The organism is Fictibacillus arsenicus (assembly GCF_001999465.1).
In the GTDB taxonomy this organism is placed as follows: Bacteria; Bacillota; Bacilli; order Bacillales; family Fictibacillaceae; genus Fictibacillus; species Fictibacillus arsenicus.
This window is the reverse complement of record NZ_MQMF01000007.1, coordinates 1-17406: the sequence shown is the minus strand read 5'-3', so window position 1 is coordinate 17406 and position 17406 is coordinate 1. Positions and strand designations below refer to the sequence as shown.

Here is a 17406-nt window from a genome sequence, read left to right as displayed (position 1 = left end):
CGTTATAGTATCTCCAAAAGGGGTCAATTCTTGCTGTATATCGTATATGTATGTTTAAATCCAGCCCCAGAGGGTAAAAAAAATAGCAGTAAAAAGTTCTTACTGCCCGATTGCTGCTTGTGTATCTTCTAAGAATGTAAGTTCTACTGTTTCTGTGAGTACATCCGCGTAACTATAAGAAACACGTTCGAAAGCGTTGGTGTCCTGATCTAATTTGATAATAAAAACTGCTGGGTATGTTTCTTCCAGTGTTCCTAAACGTTCGATCGTTTTGCGTCGACCGCCATTTGCACGTAAAGAAAGTCTTCTACCCACGTTGGACTCTAAAGAGCGTCTAATGTCCACTATTGTTTTACCCATTTTAGGCTCCACCTCACTTAGACAAATTATAACACAAATCGTGCTTTTTTGTCAAATTAAAATTTTCATTATAGCAAGCAAAGCATTTTCATGTCAATGACCAAATATCCTTTTTTTGCTTTTTTTAGTATGCCTTTTTTTCTGGAAGATATTTATAAAGTGAGTAAATGATACAAATAATCTTTTGTTTTGGCCGTTTTCGTAAATTTTGTGCTCTTGAAAGTGGTTGATTTCCGCTCCAGGATTCTCGCTTTCCACGGGGTGGGCGGTGAGCCTCCTTACGCTTTGCGTCCTTAGGGGTCTCACCTGTCCCACTGATCCCGTAGGACAAGGAAGGCTTCGACAGCTTGACATCGCACGAAGAAAATGTGGTTTTCATTTTCGAGGAGTCTCGAACCTTGCACTCCAATCAACTTATCAATGAAGAAAAGTAACAAAATAACTCAAATCTTTTAGAAAAGAGTCTTTGTTTTTTAGAATATCGCCTTAAATCAACTAAAAACAAAAAAACTCCGGCAGTCCGGAGTTCTATTTTAAGGCTTGGTTTTGATGGGCATTCCTGTCCGGAGAAACCCTCTCGTCTCTACACCGCCTAATCCTTCTTTTCCAGTCAAAGTGTTTCTTAAAACATCCATAACATTCACACGGTCCATAAATGACGTTAAACTGATCTTTGACACGATATAGACAGGATCGAGAGCATGAATGTTTATTCTGGCAGGAGAACTCGCAAAGTTTGAACCAACCTTAATAAGCGATTCAAAATGAGACTGGCAAGCACCGGCAAAGATCATCAGATGATCAAGATTCGTATACTTCCTTCTCACTTCACGGACCGTCCTGATGAAGTATTTTGTATGGCGATATGCATTCACATCTGACACATCGCCTTTTGATTTCATGTAAGCATCATGACCTGTAATAACCAGAATGTCTGGTCTAACTTCATCTACAAGTGCTGGAACTTTTTCAGGCATCTCGGTTTCTTTCATATGAATGCCATAAACAGGTACACCCAGCTTTTTATAAAGCTCAAGGCATTTATTTAAATATAAGGGATCTCCGTCAATATGAAGCACTCTTCCAGGCAGTTCAAAATACGATTGATCGTATTGATAGCCGTTTGTTGAGAGGTATTCCCTTTTTTGTCTTAGCAGATAGTAATCCTGTCTGAATAATTTTAGTGAGGAATCTTCCTTTTCCTTTACTACTTGCCTGTGTTCAGACATTTGCTTGTCGTCCACGACAAATAAATCGTCCACCGGAGCATCAGCCCAGAGTCTGAGCTCTTCTCCTGCAAGTTCTGCAATGGTACGATCTTCACTAAATCCTACAATACGAAAAAGTAGATCCCGTTTGTAAGAGTTCCTGGTTACAATTGATCCAATCTCTAGTTTCATTTTACTCCCCCTATTTGGAGTAACAAGCTCCACTGCTCCCAATGTTCCTTTTATAAGAGTATGAGAGGATAGGGGGAAAAATGAGGTTTATTTTACAAGCGGCAGAAGAGAATCTGCCAATTTGCCGAATTCTTCAATTGTCAGTGTTTCTCCACGGCGTTTAGGATCGATATCCAACTTCTCTAAAATAGCTAGCAGTTCATCTTTCTTTTCTTTAGAAACAAGCTGGCTTGTCAGGTTGTTCCATAGCGTCTTTCTTCTTTGTGCAAAAGAAGATCTGACTACCTCAAAAAAGAACACTTCATCTTTTACTTTTACCGCAGGTTCTTTACGAATCGTAAGTTTAATAACGGACGAATCCACATTAGGTGCTGGAACAAAAACAGTTTTAGGCACTTTAATCATCGTCTCAGCTGTTGCATAATATTGAATGGCTATAGACAGGGAATTATAATCTTTTGTACCTGGGGATGCAGCCAGGCGGTCGGCAACCTCTTTCTGAATCATACAAACGATACCGCGTATAGGAAGTTTGTCTTGAAGAAGCTTCATAATGATAGGTGTTGTTACATAATAAGGCAGGTTTGCAACTACCATTAAGTCTTGGCCTTCTTCAAAATGTTCCTTGATCACTTGATGGATATCAGCTTTTAACACATCAGAATGAATAACTTCCACATGCGGGTACGGAGCCAGTGTTTCTTGTAAAATAGGCAGCAGCCTCTGATCGATCTCAAAAGCTACAGCTTTCTTAGAAGCCCTCGCGATAAACTCTGTTAACGCACCAATTCCTGGTCCGATTTCAATAACTCCTGAGTCCTCCGTTAAATCAGCAGCATTAACAATGTTATTAAGTATGTTGCGATCGATTAAAAAATTTTGTCCCAGACTTTTCTTAAACGTAAAACCATGTTTTTCAAGTATGGCCTTTGTGGATTGCGGGGTTGAGATATCTTTTCTCATTACTATCTAGTCCTCCTCATTTCTGTAGAGCGCCTGCAGAGCTTTCTGAAATTCTTCCTGAGTGACGCGAAACATATTTAAACGTTTATATAATTGCTTTGCATTCATATAGCCTAAACGGAGTTCTGCACCGATTATTTCACGTCTTCTTTTTGAATCTGGTCCTCCGGTTAAACCCGCTGCTATGAGATCTTCCCATGCTATTAATTCACTCTCTTCTGATTCGAGCATTTCTTCTCTCACATGTGAAAGAGCTTCAATGATAGCTTCCTTAGATGCATGCTCTACTCCTACACCTTTATCACCTTTAGCAATGGCGTCTTGTTTTGCTAAATATGCATGCTTACAGCCAGGAACAAACTCAGAAATGATTTGCCGAATTCTCTTTCCAGGAAAATCAGGATCCGTGAATACAATAATCCCCCGGATGTCATGCGCTCTCTTGATCCGATTCAACGTATCTATACTTATTTCTGAACCATTTGTTTCAATCGTATCCGCTTCAACCGAGCGTTTTATTGCGAGTGTATCGCTCTTTCCTTCAACAATAATAATTTCTTTTATTTTTTTCATGATTTCCTCCAAAACGGTGAAACCTTTTTAGGCATTGCAGCGTCTAATAATTTGAACGAAAAAACATCTTTTACTAGTATACCCCAGGCGTCAAGAAAGTCTAGGATTGGCTAGCCTTAACTTCTAAGTGATTCGGTTCTAGGCGCAAAAAAAGCACAGGGAATCATCCCCATGCTTTATTAGAACAAATTAGTTTATGATGCGAATCTTAACTGTTTTTCTTCCCCAAGCCTCTGCCTGTGATTGAGAAGCAAAGAATACATCAATCTTGTTACCCTTTATAGCTCCTCCAGTATCTGATGCAATGGCATATCCATACCCTTCAACATATACTTTTGTGCCAAGAGGAATAACACTAGGATCGACTGCGATTACTTTCGCATTCGGATTAGCTTTTAAATTGTAGCCTGAAGCCGTGATCCCGGAACATCCTGAGCAGTTAGCAGTATAAGCCGTACTTGTTACAGTCAGCTCTCTTCCGCCAGAATTACTCGGCGCTTTGCTACGTGATACTACAGGCTGCGGTTTTGCTTTTGTACCGATGGCAACAATTTTATCTGTGCTATCGCTTAATGTTTTTTCGCCTACAAGTTTTCTGGAAACTTCTTTTCCGTTTTCCATTACAACTTCATAGCGTTTTTCAAGCTTGCCTTTCTTGCCATCTTGCACGACACGCTCTTTGCCTTTTGTTAATCCGCCGTCTTTACGGTTAACAACAGCAAATGGTGTTTCTTCTTCCACTACATCGGTGACCTTTTCTACTCTGATGACTTCAACCTGCGTTTTGCCAGTAATTTTTTCTGTTTTGGCAGGTGATACTCGGTCTATTTCACCTAATGATACCTTTTGTTGCTTCAAAAGGTCAGCGACGGTAGTCGAAGTGGTCCAAACTTGCTGTGCTTTTCCGCCTACAACAAGCTTTACCGGAAATGCTGATTCGATCTTAATCTTGCCTTGATCTTGAATATCAGCAGTCAGATTTGGCTTAATGACATCATGCTCTTTCAGCGAAAGCTGCTGTTCTTTTACGAATTGCTCAACAGTTTTTGCTGTCGTCCATACTTTTTGGTCTTTGCCATTTACGGTAAGGACAATTTCCTTAGCCTTTAAATAATCAACCTGCATGTTATCTTCAACCTTTGCAGAAAGCCCAGGTTTTACAACGTCATGCTGGTTAGGTTTTATATTTTGTTCGCTTAAAAATTCTCTTACAGTGCTAGCATGTGTTTTGACTTCCGTTTTCTTTCCGTCAAACATCAGTGTTACTTCTGCTTTCGTAGTTTCATAACCTACGAATCCAGTAGTTACCGCTAAAACGAAAAGAGCGGCTAAAGAAAGATAAAGTTTCTTTCTCGTAAAACTCGAGAACAAAGCTGTAATATTCTTATACATCCAATTTCCTCCCCTACAAGGACTGCATTATAAATATCTTTTTTCTCTCTGTCAAATCCCTCCTTTTTCGTCATTAATTGACCCAAGGCTAATTATGAACGGATAAGAAGGAAAAAGGGAAGAAAAAACGTTTGACAATTTTCCTGTCCCTTTTGTCATTTCTTGAAAGATTAACGCGATATTCTTCATGCTTCGTATGTTTCCGACAACATATCCTATCGAGATATGTTAAAAATTCGAAATGCATTGTCGGAAGTTTTCTTTATGATGTCTTCAAGTGGAAGATCTTTTATCTCTGATAAAGATTCTGCTACATACTTTACATAAGATGGTTCGTTTCTTTTGCCTCTTAACGGATGAGGGCTAAGATAAGGACAGTCAGTTTCAATCAAAAGCCGGTCCATAGGAATCTCTTTCGCAACTTCCTTAACCTTTTTTGCATTCTTAAATGTTACTGGTCCACCAAAACTTATGTAGAAATTCATTTCCATACATTGGCGGGCTACCTCTATACTACCGCTGTAGCAATGCATGATGCCGCCAACTTCATGGGCTTCTTCTTCCCTAAGTATGTCAACAACGTCTTGTGTCGCTTCCCGGTTATGAATAACGATAGGGAGCTTCACTTTTTTCGCAAGGCGTATCTGGCGTCTGAATACTTCTTTCTGAACATCAGCAGGCGACTTATCCCAATGATAATCCAATCCCATTTCGCCAAGAGCGACAACTTTTGGATGCGCTGCAAGTTCTTCAATCCAGGCCAAATCTTCTTCCGTCATGTCGATTGCATCGACTGGATGCCAGCCTACGCAAGCATAAATGAAGTCATATTCTTCAGCAAGTTCCATAGCACCTTTGATCGTTTCCCGGTCAAAGCCGACAACCACGATGTGATGAACTCCTTCATCTAAAGCCCGCTGGATAACTTCCTGACGGTCTTCTTCAAATTGTGCTGCATTCAGATGTGCATGTGTATCAAACATAGTGTACAATCCTTTCAACTTTACAAATCTTATCACATTTTCCATTCATTCGGGTAACAGTAGCATTACAATATAATTACATTGTGGGTAATAAGACCTATATTTATTGGGTATTTACAAGTTTTTCCTCTATCTTAGGCACTAAAAAAGCAGGGATATCTTCCCCGCTTTTTCTCATTATTTAACTTTTGAACCATTTGGAAGTGATTGATCAACTGTCGCCAATGTTAATTGACCATCAGAAGAACCTGCTAAAATCATTCCCTCTGAAAGCTCTCCGCGCAATTTCACAGGTTTCAGATTCGTTACGCAAATCACTTTTTGCCCAACAAGGTCGTCCGGCTTATAATACTGGGCAATTCCAGAAACGACTTGGCGTTTTTCATATCCAAGATCCAATTGAAGCTTTAACAGTTTATCAGCTTTTTTTACTGGTTCAGCTGCTATAACCGTAGCGACCCTTAAGTCTACCTTCATGAAGTCATCAATAGTGATCTCAGGTTTTTGATCATCTGCAGATGGGGCTTCTTGCTTCACTTCTTCTTTTGGGGCTTCTGCTGGTGCAGAAGTGCTTCCCATAGAATCTTTGATGAACTGCACTTCAACTTCTGTTTCAAGTCGCGGGAAGATCGGATCCCCTTTTAAAACTGATGTATCTCCCGGTATGGTACCGAACTCTTTTAAAGAATTCCAGTCTGTCAGTTTAGAGTCATTCAATCCAAGCTGGCTCCAGATTTTTGCTGGAGTTTCTGTCATGAACGGCTGAATCAGCACAGATACAATGCGGATTGACTCTGCAAGGTGATACATAACGCTTGCAAGTTCAGCTTGTTTTGCTTCATCTTTCGCAAGTACCCATGGCTGGGTTTCATCAATGTATTTATTTGTGCGGCTGACAAGCTGCCAAATTGTTGAAAGCGCGATTGAAAACTCAAGGTTCTCCATCGCTTCTTCTGTTTTTCTTACTGTTTCTATCGCAAAATCTTCAAGTGTTCCATCAAACTCTGTAACACGGCCTTCATAAGCTGGAATCTTGCCGTCAAAGTATTTGCCGATCATGGCAATCGTACGGTTTAAAAGATTTCCTAAGTCATTTGCGAGATCAGCATTTACTCTGTCAACGAAGCTTTCAGGTGTAAACACACCATCAGAGCCAAATGGCACTTCACGAAGTAAGTAGTAACGAAGCGGATCTAGGCCATAGCGGTCGATCAGCACATTAGGATCTACTACATTTCCTTTAGATTTAGACATTTTTCCGTCTTTCATTAAAAGCCAGCCGTGCGCTATAACTTGTTTCGGTAAAGGAAGCCCCAGTGCCATAAGCATAATCGGCCAATAAATCGTATGAAAACGTACAATCTCTTTACTCATTAGATGAACATCTGCTGGCCAGTATTTTTTATACTTCTCATCGTTATCACTGCCATAGCCAAGTGCCGTAATATAGTTTGAAAGCGCATCAATCCAAACATAGATCACATGTTTTGGATTTCCTGGAACTTTCACACCCCAGTCGAAAGATGTACGGGAAACCGCAAGATCCTCTAAGCCAGGCTTAATAAAGTTATTGATCATTTCACGTTTTCTAGACTCTGGATAGATAAAGGATGGATTTTCTTCATAATAAGCAAGTAAGCGGTCAGCATATTTACTCATGCGGAAGAAGTAGCTTTCTTCTTTCACCTTTTTCACTTCACGTCCACAATCTGGGCACTTACCGTCTTCTAGCTGTCGCTCTGTAAAAAATGATTCACAGTCCGTGCAGTACCAGCCTTCGTATTCACTTAAGTAAATATCATCCTGGTCTAAAAGCTGCTGAAAGATTTTTTCGACAGAATTTTTATGACGATCATCAGTTGTACGAATATAGTCATCATAAGATATGTCCATCTTCTTCCAAAGAGCTTTAATATCATCAACGATTCCGTCTACATACTCTTGCGGATGAAGACCTTGTTCGTTTGCTTTCTTTTGTATTTTCTCCCCATGCTCATCAGATCCAGTGAGATACATAACATCGAATCCTTTTAAACGCTTGTATCTTGCCATCGCATCCCCAGCTGTCGTTGTATACGCATGGCCGATGTGAAGCTTTCCGCTTGGATAATAAATTGGTGTTGTAATATAAAATGTTGGTTTTGCCACTAATACCGCCTCCTCAAAGTATTCTGTAATAAGGAAAAAAGCCCCTCCATTTAGGGACTGTTTGTCTTTTTAAATGGCTCTTTTCTAAAAGATTGTTTCCTCAGTGGGCTTTGAAGTTCTTCATTGATTAGTTGATTTCAGTGGAAGGTGCGAGACTCCTCGAAAATGAAAATTACATTTTCTTCGTGCGATGTATCGCTGCCGAAGCCTTCCTTGTCCTGCGGGACTGGCGGTCAGGTGAGAAACTTAAAAGTGAAACGTGCGAATGTGGCTCACCGCCTGCCCCGCGGAAAGCGAGCAACCTGAAACGGAAATCAACATCTTCCAAAAACAACAAAGTTTAAACGAAAACAGCCTTTTTAAATTAAAGGGAACATTTAACTGTTCCGGAAAATGTATCTTTTTTACAAAAACTATAAAAAACTGTTTACTCTAGGACATAAAAGTAAAAATGCAAGCGAAAGATTTCTATGTAAATACTTTCATTATTCTCTTTTCTTCCTTCAAAATATACCTAATCCATTGAAAGTGTGTCAAGGTGTAGAAGCTAAAGGTTTAAGAGGAGAACATGGATAGTATTTTTTCATTGTTAGTTTTGTCGAAATTTGACGATTAATCTAAACCATATTTCCAGTTAATTTTTTTCATCTTTTACACTTATTTGAATTTTTTATGACAATATATGAATATATCTTCCATTTACCGGTTTCAAAAGTATTATAAAACGGGTATATACTAGAGAATTCAATTGGTAAAAGAAATTAAAATGTTTAAGTCAAAACTATTGACGACAATTGGAAATCTTGGTAAGATGTTCTCGTAGGATTTTGTCGAATTCTGACGATTTAAATAGATAGGGAAATTTTTTTATATATTCGGGAGGAGAGATTTTATTATGAAATCTACAGGAATTGTACGTAAGGTTGATGAACTAGGACGTGTGGTTATTCCAATCGAACTACGCCGTACTTTAGGAATTGCAGAGAAGGATGCTTTAGAAATCTACGTTGATGACGACCGCATCATTCTTAAGAAATACAAGCCAAACATGACTTGTGCAGTAACTGGGGAAGTTTCAGATGATAACTATACTGTAGCAGGCGGAAAAATTATTCTTAGCCGTGAAGGTGCTAAAGAAGTTATGGACGAGCTTCAAAAGCAGCTTCAAACATCAAAATAAGAACATAAACAATAAGAGCCTTCATTTAGAAGGCTCTTTCCCTTTGTATTGAAAAATTACAGACCATGATATTCCTGATAAACGGAACGCTTTGGAACATTCCGGTCAACAGCAGCTAACTTAATCGCTTCTTTTGGCTTCTCACCTTGATTTACATAATGATCCACATGTTCAGTCACCGAAAGAGGTTCCCACCATTGCTCTGCTGGTTCAGTTTCGAAATCTGCATTCCCGCTCCCCTCAACGACTAAGCAAAATTCTCCCCTGATCTCAGCATCTCCTTGATTTATGTAATCAGTTACTTCATTAAGTGTACCGCGTATAATTTCTTCATATTTCTTTGTTAACTCCCTGACCACTGCTATTCTCCGGTTTTCAAATATTCCATTCATAGCCTGTAGTGTTTCTTTTAGACGATGAGGGGCTTCATAAAATAAAAGCGTTGATGGAAAGAGCTTTAACCTTTCTAATTCAGCTTTCTTTTCTTTTTTACCTCGTGGAAGAAAACCATAAAATGTGAAAAGCTCCGTATTTAATCCGGAAGCAACCAGTGCAGGCAAAGCAGCATTTGCTCCAGGCAGAGGTATGACAGGTATTTTTTCTTCTACACATTGGACGACCAGCTCATACCCAGGATCTGAAATCCCCGGCATCCCCGCATCAGTTACTAATGCTATTTGTTTTCCTTCTTTTAATGCTTCTATCAGCTTTTGTCCTCTTTGCATTTTATTATGATCATGATAACTCGTCAATGGTGCACTAATCTCAAAATGGCTGCATAACTTCTTCGTTTGCCGCGTATCTTCTGCTGCTATCATATCAGCCTCTTTTAAGATGCGAACAGCACGGAACGTCATATCTTCTAAGTTTCCAATCGGTGTAGGAACCAGATATAATGCACCAGTCCCTCTCTCGTCATGGTAGCTCTTTTGCTGCCACATATGAAACACTTCCTTCTTTTATTATTCTCTCTTTTGCGGCTCTGTTCAGTTTCTTAATGGCAAATTCTAAGCGCATTGCTTCTTGTTTCGTAGAAAAAGACTGCTGAAATACAAGCTTAAGAGGTCCTCTTCCTCTCGTATACTTAGCCCCTTTTCCTTCTTCATGTTTACGCAGTCTCTGACAGATCTCATTTGTATAGCCTGTATAGTAAGTTCCGTCACCGCATTCCAAAATATACACAAAATGGCTATTGCTCTTGTTCACCGTAGAACATCCTTTTTAGCTCAGCCGTATATTCTCCATTCTCTCCATAAACCGTAAGCGGTGGAAGAATATGCAGATCAGGCTTTCCGTTTTTCATTCCTTCTATTAAAAGCATGTTAGCTTCACTTCCGGCTTTTGGATAAATCAGCTGCAGTTTTTTAGGTTCAAGCTTATACTGGCGCATAAATGCTAAGATCTCCATTAGACGGTTCGGACGATGTACCATCGCAACCTTTCCGCCTTGCTTTACAAGCTGGCTGCTTACACGAATCACATCTTCTAAAGAACAATGAATTTCATGGCGTGCAATGGCGAGATGTTCATTCTGATTGAAATCTTCTTCATGAATTGAAGCAAAATACGGGGGATTACACGTTAAAGCATCAAATGTGCCATGACCGTATTTTGAAGGGGCATCTTTTAAATCTGCGAGATCCATATGTATTTGATCATCTAGATTGTTGAGCACAACACTTCTATTTGCCATACTGTAGAGTCTTTCTTGAATTTCAACCCCGGTTATACGGGCTTTGGACCTTTTGCTCAGTAAAAGAGCTACTGCTCCGTTACCGCTGCACAAATCAATAATTTTTCCTTTTTGGATAGGAACCCAAGCGAAACGGCTTAAAAGAACCGCATCAAGTGAAAACGAGAATACAGAGGGACTTTGGATTATTTTTAAGTCTTCATGGACTAAGTAATCAATTCGCTCATCTGGCAGAAGCTCAGTCATTGTAATTCCCTCACTTTCTTCTATATAAAAAGCTCTTTTCTAAAAGATTTTTGTTTCGAACAGTTTTTGTGAATAACCTTCGTGGACAAGTTGATTGGAGCGAAAGGTGCGAGACTCCTGCGGGATCAGCGGGACAGGTGAGACTCCTAAGGGCACATAGTGCTGAGGAGGCTCACCGCACGCCCCGCGGAAAGGGAGCACCTGTAGCGGAAATCAACCTCTTCTACTAGATGTTTAGATCACAAAATCAACCATATAAAAAGAAGCCTTCCCCTCAGGAAAGGCGTTTATTTCTTATTTAAGAATGAAAGACAAAACAAACAATCTCCCTCTGAACGTACGCTGCCATAATGAAGGTTGCAAATGTGGAATCCTTCTTGGTAGAGACGTGCCAGGTTATCATAGCCCTCGCCGATATCGACTGCAGGCTCTTTTTTCCCTTTAGAAGCTGGAGATTTTTTAGCAGAAACTCGTGTCCCCTCAGAGTTCAGCTTGTTTCGAAGATTTTCATTTTCCATCACGAGATGGTGGTTTTCTTCAATTAATGCAGCCAAATGGGTCTTGAAATCTTCTAGTTGCTGTGACAACTCCGTGATTTGTTCTTCCATCTGCACCACGCGGGAAAATATAGTCTTCTTTTCCACGAATTCCACCTCTTTTACTCTGTGGCCTGACTGAATAATTCCTCTTTCTTGCCTTCTGCCAGCTCGTCCAATGTAAACTCTGTCGTTCTTTCCATTGAAGGAATGTTTACTTGAATGAGCTTTTCAAGCAAGTTCAAGCCGACAACGCGACCAACACCATGAGGGGTCATAATTTCTTCACCAACATCAGGCATTTCTTCTTTTGCTTCTTCGTAATAGTCATTTTCGTATTTTAGACAGCACATTAAACGTCCGCATAATCCTGAAATCTTAGCTGGGTTTAATGAGAGGTTCTGATCTTTTGCCATTTTGATTGAAACGGGCTCAAAGTCTCCTAAGAATGTTGAACAGCAAAGCATACGGCCGCATGGTCCAATTCCCCCGAGCATTTTCGCTTCATCTCTGACACCAATCTGTCTTAGTTCTATCCTTGTCCTAAAAATAGAAGCAAGATCTTTAACCAGTTCACGGAAATCTATTCTTCCGTCTGCTGTAAAATAGAAAATGATTTTATTTCTGTCAAACGTATATTCAACATCGACCAGCTTCATGTCCAGCTGGTGTTCAATGATTTTTTCCTCACAACTTTGAAACGCTTCCTTAGCGGCCGCTTTGTTTTCATCAACAGATAGGATATCTTTCTGTGTCGCGAGCCGAACGACTTTTTTTAAAGGAAGAACTACATCGTTCTCCCCGACTAGTTTCTTATCGATAACTACCTTGCCATATTCTATTCCACGCGCTGTTTCCACAATAACGAACGCGTCTTTTTTCACTTCAAGGTCGCCGGGGTCGAAATAATATACTTTACCCGCTTTCTTAAAGCGGATGCCCACTACCTCATACAAGGTTTTATCCCTCCCGTAATCGTAAAACCAACTGCTCCATCACCATAAGGGGGCTGACGTTGCTCCTTAATCTGGCTTGAGCAGTCAGTATAGCTTGCAGAGCTTCTCCTGCTTTCTTTTGAGACGTTTGAAGCGCCTGCTGCTCTAATGCTTGAAGCTGGTCGAAAAACACAACTTTTTCCGACTGTGATAAATGTATAGATAAAAGATCCCGATACCAGATCAAAAGTAAGTTTAAAGCTAAACGCAGCTGTTCTTTCTCTTTAAAAAAGCTTAAATATTGGTCTTGCAGAACAACAAGGCAATAATCAGGCCGCAGCCGCAGTTCCTCCGTCAATTGTATCACTTTGGCTCTTGCTTGTGCAAACCACTCTTCCCTACAAATTTCGAGTGCTTCTGCATAATCTGACGTGAGAGAGGAAGCCAAAGCTGCAATCGGCTTTGGTATATCTTCCTCTAATAGCTTTTGTAAAATTCCTTCAGGAGCAAGAGGCGAGAAAGAAAGAGTCTGCGCACGCGAACGGATGGTATCAAGCAAACTATGAACCTGTTCGGTTAATAAAATAGCAATCGTATCTGAACCTGGCTCTTCTAAAAACTTCAGCAGACTGTTTGCTGCTTGAACGGTCATCTTATCAGCGTGCTCCACAATATAAACCTTTTTAGAGGACTCCATTCCGCTGTATGCAAATTCCTTTTGCAGCCCTCTGATCTGGTCGATTTTTATCGACTGCCCATCGGGTGAGATGATATGCACATCCGGATGATTGCCTGAAGTGATTCTTTTGCAGTTGGTACAGTTCTCGCACGGATTCCCATCCTCAGCATTTCGGCATAGAAAGGTTTTAGCAAGTGCTGTTGCAACTGCCATCTTTCCTGTACCGTGTGCACCTTCGAAAATATATGCATGAGCAAGGCGCTGCTTTTTTATACTGTTTTTTAATAGTTTCACAACACGAGGCTGCGTCTGGCTGCTTATTTCCCAGCTCATCATACATTTCACCTGCTACGTATATAAATTCACTAATAATCCTTTGATTTCACCAATCTTATCTAATAAGGATATAGAGTCTTTTTCCTGGCTTAATACTGCCTCTGTAATTTGGATCAGCTGTTCATCAATTTCTTTAACAAGTTTGAGTGTACGTGATCGTCCTTGTTCATTCCAGCTTTTGTTTTGTTTTAACTGCATACCGAAGTTAACGGCTTCTTTTACGAAGCGCTGAACCAAATTTTTATATAACTGCAGGTCTCGTACAGTTTGGGACTGCAGCAATCTTTTTCCTTGTGTCTCGATATCTCCTAACAGCCTTGTCAGCTGTTCAGAGTGAAGTTTCTCACTCTGCTTGGATACCGTCTCACCAAATGAAAGGGATGTTTTCTTTCCCATTTTCCCCTCATTTTGCTTTGTATCAAGAACTGGTCTTATGTCCTGTCCGATTTTCATAATAACCCCTCAATTTTGAAGCTTAAATTTATTAAAATTGCTGGAAGCTTTCAACAGGCAGTACGAATACCGTTGCACCGCCAACTTCTACTTCAACAGGATACGGCACATAAGCATCCGCGTTTCCGCCCATCGGAGAAACCGGAGCAACCATCTGATTACGGCTTTTGCAGTTCTCCCGGATAATATCCATGACTTCATCAATCTGAGCATCTTCCACACCAATCATAAACGTTGTATTTCCAGCTTTGAGAAAACCGCCTGTTGTTGCGAGTTTTGTGGCACGGTAATTCTTTTCAACAAGCGCATCCTGCAACCGGCTGCTGTCTTTATCTTGAACAACGGCTATAATCATTTTCATGGCAAATGCCTCCTTTTACTTTTCCTTATGATTCGCTAAAAGCCTATCTAAATCCTTTACGATCTCTGCAAACACCGTCTTAGGATCCTGCTCACCGTTAACGCGATGAATACGTTTTTCCTGTTTACTAAATATATGCTGGAATCCTTCCCTTACGCGCTCATGATACGAAAGATCTTTTTGCTCAATGCGGTCGAGATTGCCTGTTCCGTATCGCGCTGTCAGTCGCTCTCGTCCCACTTCTGGAGAGACATCAATAAAATAACTGCGGTCAGGAACCAGTCCGCTAGTTGCAATCCGGTTTACCAGAAGCACTGGCTCTTCTCCCACACCGAGTCCAAAGCCTTGATAAGCGAGTGAGGCATCAACAAAACGGTCACATAATACAACCTTGCCACTTTCAAGGGCAGGCAGGATTTTTTCATGGACATGCTGTGCCCTTGATGCAGCATAAAGAAGAACTTCAGTTAGGTCGTGCATTTCTTTATGCTCCGGATCTAAAATCAGTGCGCGGATCTTATCACTGATACGAGTACCGCCTGGTTCCCGTGTTTGAATGAAGTCGATTTTATTTTGTGTTAAGTATTCGGCAATCCTTGCGACCTGTGTGGTTTTGCCTGATCCGTCTGGACCCTCTAGTGTAATAAATAAGCCTTTCACAATTGCTGCTCCTTACTAATATCAAATACATGCATCTTATTCTGCTCATTAATTCCCTGGAATCGAGCACCCTTCTCCTTAAGGTATAAATAATGACGGATGGATTCTGATGTGATTTTTTCTCCCTTTGCAATCAAAGGAATACCTGGAGGATACGGAATTACAGCTTCTGCTGCCGCATATCCCTCAGCTTTCTCAATTTGAACATGTTTGACGCGAATTCTCTTCATGTCTTGATAAGAAAGTTCTAACTTACTGATTAGAGGAAACTCAGATATCGTTTGAACTTCTTCTATACTATTTTTATATGACGAAAGTATATCTGAAATTTTATAAAAAACTTTCTTAAGCTCACTCAGTCCATTAATTGCTCCGAGCGGCAAAATAAAAAGTACATTCCTGTCATCGGCAAGCTCTGTAAACAAACCTTCATCTTCAAAAAGATGCTGCAGTTCAAACCCTGATATATCTTTATCTGACTGAAGTGTTATCTTGAGAGGATCTAAAATGTAACCTGCAGGAGTTTTAACAGTATGAAGATGATTCAGCGAATTGATAAATACTCTAAACTCTTCAGCTTGAAGAATAATCTTTTCTAAATCCGCTTGAGATAAGTTCTCCATATACAAACGGCTCAAATCCAGTGAAGCCATAATCAGATAAGAAGGAGAAGAAGATTGAACCATCTGAAGAGATTGTGATAAGCGATACTCATCAACTTGATCACTGTTTACATGTAAAAAAGCACCCATCGTTAAAGCCGGAAGTGTTTTATGGGCAGATTGCACAACAATATCTGCTCCTCTATGTATCGCACTATGGGGCATATTCTTAAGCCCGAAATGTGCTCCATGTGCTTCATCGACCAAAACGATGCCGTTATGAGCGTGAATTATTTCTGCTATATCTTCTATACCCTGCTGTATGCCGTAGTAAGTAGGATTTGTTAAAATAATTCCTTTAGATTCGGGATAACATTTTATTGCTTCCTTTACTGTGTCGAGGCTGACACCTAAAGGAAATCCTCCGTCTTCATCTATTTCTGGTGATAAAAATACAGGTTCCACCCCAGCAAGCTCAAGTCCGTTCAGAACTGATTTATGGCAGTTCCTCTGAACAAGAACGATATCACCCTGAATAAATGAAGAAAGAATCATAGCGAGATTCCCAGAAGTACTCCCTCCAATAAGGAAATAACTTCTCTTCACTTTATAAAATGAAGCCAGCAACTCCTGCGCTTCCAAGATTGCCCCTTCTGGATGATGAAGATCATCAAGCCCTGTAAGTTCAGTTGCATCTAAGGGCAAGACAGATTGAAAAAAAGGTTCTGCAGTCTTTTCAAAAATATGACCATTTTTGTGTCCAGGCACGTGAAAAGACCATTTATTATTCTTTGTATGTTTAATTAACGCTTCATATAGCGGTGCATGTTTCATAGTCAAAAACCCTTTTGTTTTCAAACGTTTTTCATCTTTTCGTATACATCTATTCTATCACATGTTTCTTCCCCAAAGAATTTTTCAAATAAAAAAACAGACTGTTTAATCAGCCTGTTTTTATGAAGACGCATTTACTAATTTTAATTTTCTTAATTGGGATAAGTAATGTTTATAATAGTCATCATTTGTTTTGGCAGTAAGGATTTTCTGCTCACATTCCCGGCAAATAAATTGATGAAGAATGTGTAATCCCCGATCCTTTTGTTCCTCACAAACCATACACGTTTCCCCGTACTGTCGTGTGTTTTTCATTCTTCCACCTCCATAATGCCATTGTTGCCAGAATTGTTTATTCATATACGTTTTTTCAGATTATTTAAATGTTCTTTTAAAATGTATGAGACTCTGGCTCTCGTTGTGTCTGTCTTTATTCCATTCGGTAAAATAAACCGAGTATGCGTCCTCATGTTTCCTTAAATCCCCGCTACAGCAGGATTTAAAACAGTTCAATGTGCTGCTTTTAAGAGTTAAAGTTTTTATCTGAAGATTGGGTGGACAGTGATTAGATTTTAGTTGGTGTGGATGATTGGTTTGTGGACTGAATAAGGTGTTTCATGGGGTTTTTGCTAGTGGTTTTTTTGAGGTGAAATGGGTTTTAAGCTGTAATTTTATTTTCTAAGCTATAATTTGGATTTCTAGACTGTAATTTATATTTATAAGCTGTAATTCTTGCTTTTTATGCTATGAATTTTCATTTATTGACTTTTCGACAAAATACTTTTACGGTACGTGTTCTTTTATTTGTTACACGTTCGCTCAAGTTTACCCTCTCTTCGCTCAAAACCTTCAAGTTACGCTGAGAATCCTCGTTTTACGCTCAAGATTCCTTACCTACGCTCAGAATGATACCTGTTCGCTCAAACTTGCATATCCATGTCACGCCACGCTCTTCATTTATAACAAAAATAGGTCTATATGCAGTAATTCTTAGAACAACCAGCTTGAAATCTACAGACAGCAGCTAATCTTTATTGTTTTAATCTTGAAAAAGGCACTTTTCTTTCTTTTT

Annotated in this window: 19 protein-coding genes; 1 reads left to right on the top strand and 18 read right to left on the bottom strand. The window is 39.8% G+C overall.

Going from position 1 to position 17406, the window contains the following annotated elements; all coding sequences use genetic code 11:
• Positions 1-99: 99 nt before the first annotated feature.
• The 7 genes from veg to metG all read right to left on the bottom strand — a co-directional run bounded on the left by veg (position 100) and on the right by metG (position 7819).
• Positions 100-360: a biofilm formation stimulator Veg gene (gene veg / locus UN64_RS18560; protein ID WP_066238125.1), complete on the bottom strand. Its 261-nt coding sequence runs from the start codon at positions 358-360 to the stop codon at positions 100-102.
• A 533-nt stretch (positions 361-893) separates the two neighbouring features.
• Positions 894-1760 carry a sporulation peptidase YabG gene (gene yabG, locus UN64_RS18555; protein ID WP_077365584.1) on the bottom strand — a complete coding sequence of 289 codons (867 nt, stop codon included), beginning with the start codon at positions 1758-1760 and terminating at the stop codon, positions 894-896.
• 87 nt (positions 1761-1847) lie between these two features.
• Entirely contained in the window at positions 1848-2723 is an 876-nt protein-coding gene (gene rsmA, locus UN64_RS18550) for a 16S rRNA (adenine(1518)-N(6)/adenine(1519)-N(6))-dimethyltransferase RsmA (RefSeq protein WP_077365582.1), read from the bottom strand.
• A 6-nt stretch (positions 2724-2729) separates the two neighbouring features.
• Positions 2730-3296 carry a ribonuclease M5 gene (rnmV, locus tag UN64_RS18545; protein ID WP_077365580.1) on the bottom strand — a complete coding sequence of 189 codons (567 nt, stop codon included), beginning with the start codon at positions 3294-3296 and terminating at the stop codon, positions 2730-2732.
• Positions 3297-3485: 189 nt separating this feature from the next.
• On the bottom strand, positions 3486-4688 hold the full coding sequence (locus UN64_RS21425) for a resuscitation-promoting factor (RefSeq protein ID WP_077365578.1): 1203 nt from the start codon (positions 4686-4688) through the stop codon (positions 3486-3488).
• Between the two features lie 215 nt (positions 4689-4903).
• Positions 4904-5671, bottom strand: coding sequence for a TatD family hydrolase (locus UN64_RS18535; protein WP_077365576.1), 768 nt, complete (start codon positions 5669-5671; stop codon positions 4904-4906).
• A gap of 177 nt (positions 5672-5848) precedes the next feature.
• Positions 5849-7819, bottom strand: coding sequence for a methionine--tRNA ligase (gene metG, locus UN64_RS18530; protein ID WP_245802084.1), 1971 nt, complete (start codon positions 7817-7819; stop codon positions 5849-5851).
• Positions 7820-8714: 895 nt separating this feature from the next.
• Here metG and abrB point away from each other — a divergent pair.
• Entirely contained in the window at positions 8715-8999 is a 285-nt protein-coding gene (gene abrB / locus UN64_RS18525; protein ID WP_066285380.1) for a transition state genes transcriptional regulator AbrB, read from the top strand.
• A gap of 56 nt (positions 9000-9055) precedes the next feature.
• Here abrB and rsmI read toward each other — a convergent pair whose 3' ends face one another.
• The 11 genes from rsmI to UN64_RS18470 all read right to left on the bottom strand — a co-directional run bounded on the left by rsmI (position 9056) and on the right by UN64_RS18470 (position 16649).
• Positions 9056-9940, bottom strand: a complete 885-nt coding sequence (rsmI, locus tag UN64_RS18520) for a 16S rRNA (cytidine(1402)-2'-O)-methyltransferase (protein ID WP_077365572.1) — start codon at positions 9938-9940, stop codon at positions 9056-9058.
• A complete protein-coding gene (locus UN64_RS18515; protein WP_077365570.1) occupies positions 9915-10205 on the bottom strand; it encodes a GIY-YIG nuclease family protein in 291 nt (96 codons plus the stop codon). The genes rsmI and UN64_RS18515 overlap by 26 nt, the downstream gene beginning before the upstream one ends.
• A complete protein-coding gene (locus UN64_RS18510; RefSeq protein WP_077365568.1) occupies positions 10189-10938 on the bottom strand; it encodes a tRNA1(Val) (adenine(37)-N6)-methyltransferase in 750 nt (249 codons plus the stop codon). Before UN64_RS18510 ends, UN64_RS18515 begins: the two co-directional genes overlap by 17 nt.
• A 287-nt stretch (positions 10939-11225) precedes the next feature.
• Entirely contained in the window at positions 11226-11582 is a 357-nt protein-coding gene (gene yabA, locus UN64_RS18505) for a DNA replication initiation control protein YabA (protein ID WP_077365566.1), read from the bottom strand.
• Between the two features lie 14 nt (positions 11583-11596).
• Entirely contained in the window at positions 11597-12430 is an 834-nt protein-coding gene (locus UN64_RS18500) for a PSP1 domain-containing protein (RefSeq protein WP_066285372.1), read from the bottom strand.
• A gap of 4 nt (positions 12431-12434) precedes the next feature.
• Positions 12435-13421 (bottom strand): DNA polymerase III subunit delta', encoded by a 987-nt coding sequence (holB, locus tag UN64_RS18495; RefSeq protein ID WP_077365564.1) that lies wholly within the window; start codon positions 13419-13421, stop codon positions 12435-12437.
• A gap of 15 nt (positions 13422-13436) precedes the next feature.
• Positions 13437-13877: a YaaR family protein gene (locus tag UN64_RS18490; RefSeq protein ID WP_066285370.1), complete on the bottom strand. Its 441-nt coding sequence runs from the start codon at positions 13875-13877 to the stop codon at positions 13437-13439.
• A 31-nt stretch (positions 13878-13908) separates the two neighbouring features.
• The gene (locus UN64_RS18485; RefSeq protein ID WP_077365562.1) at positions 13909-14238 is read right to left on the bottom strand and encodes a cyclic-di-AMP receptor; all 330 of its coding nucleotides are present in this window, start codon (positions 14236-14238) and stop codon (positions 13909-13911) included.
• Positions 14239-14253: 15 nt separating this feature from the next.
• Positions 14254-14898, bottom strand: coding sequence for a dTMP kinase (tmk, locus tag UN64_RS18480; protein WP_077365560.1), 645 nt, complete (start codon positions 14896-14898; stop codon positions 14254-14256).
• A complete protein-coding gene (locus UN64_RS18475; protein ID WP_425590131.1) occupies positions 14895-16340 on the bottom strand; it encodes an aminotransferase class I/II-fold pyridoxal phosphate-dependent enzyme in 1446 nt (481 codons plus the stop codon). Before UN64_RS18475 ends, tmk begins: the two co-directional genes overlap by 4 nt.
• A 114-nt stretch (positions 16341-16454) precedes the next feature.
• Positions 16455-16649 (bottom strand): sigma factor G inhibitor Gin, encoded by a 195-nt coding sequence (locus UN64_RS18470; RefSeq protein WP_066285362.1) that lies wholly within the window; start codon positions 16647-16649, stop codon positions 16455-16457.
• Between the last annotated feature and the right edge of the window lie 757 nt (positions 16650-17406).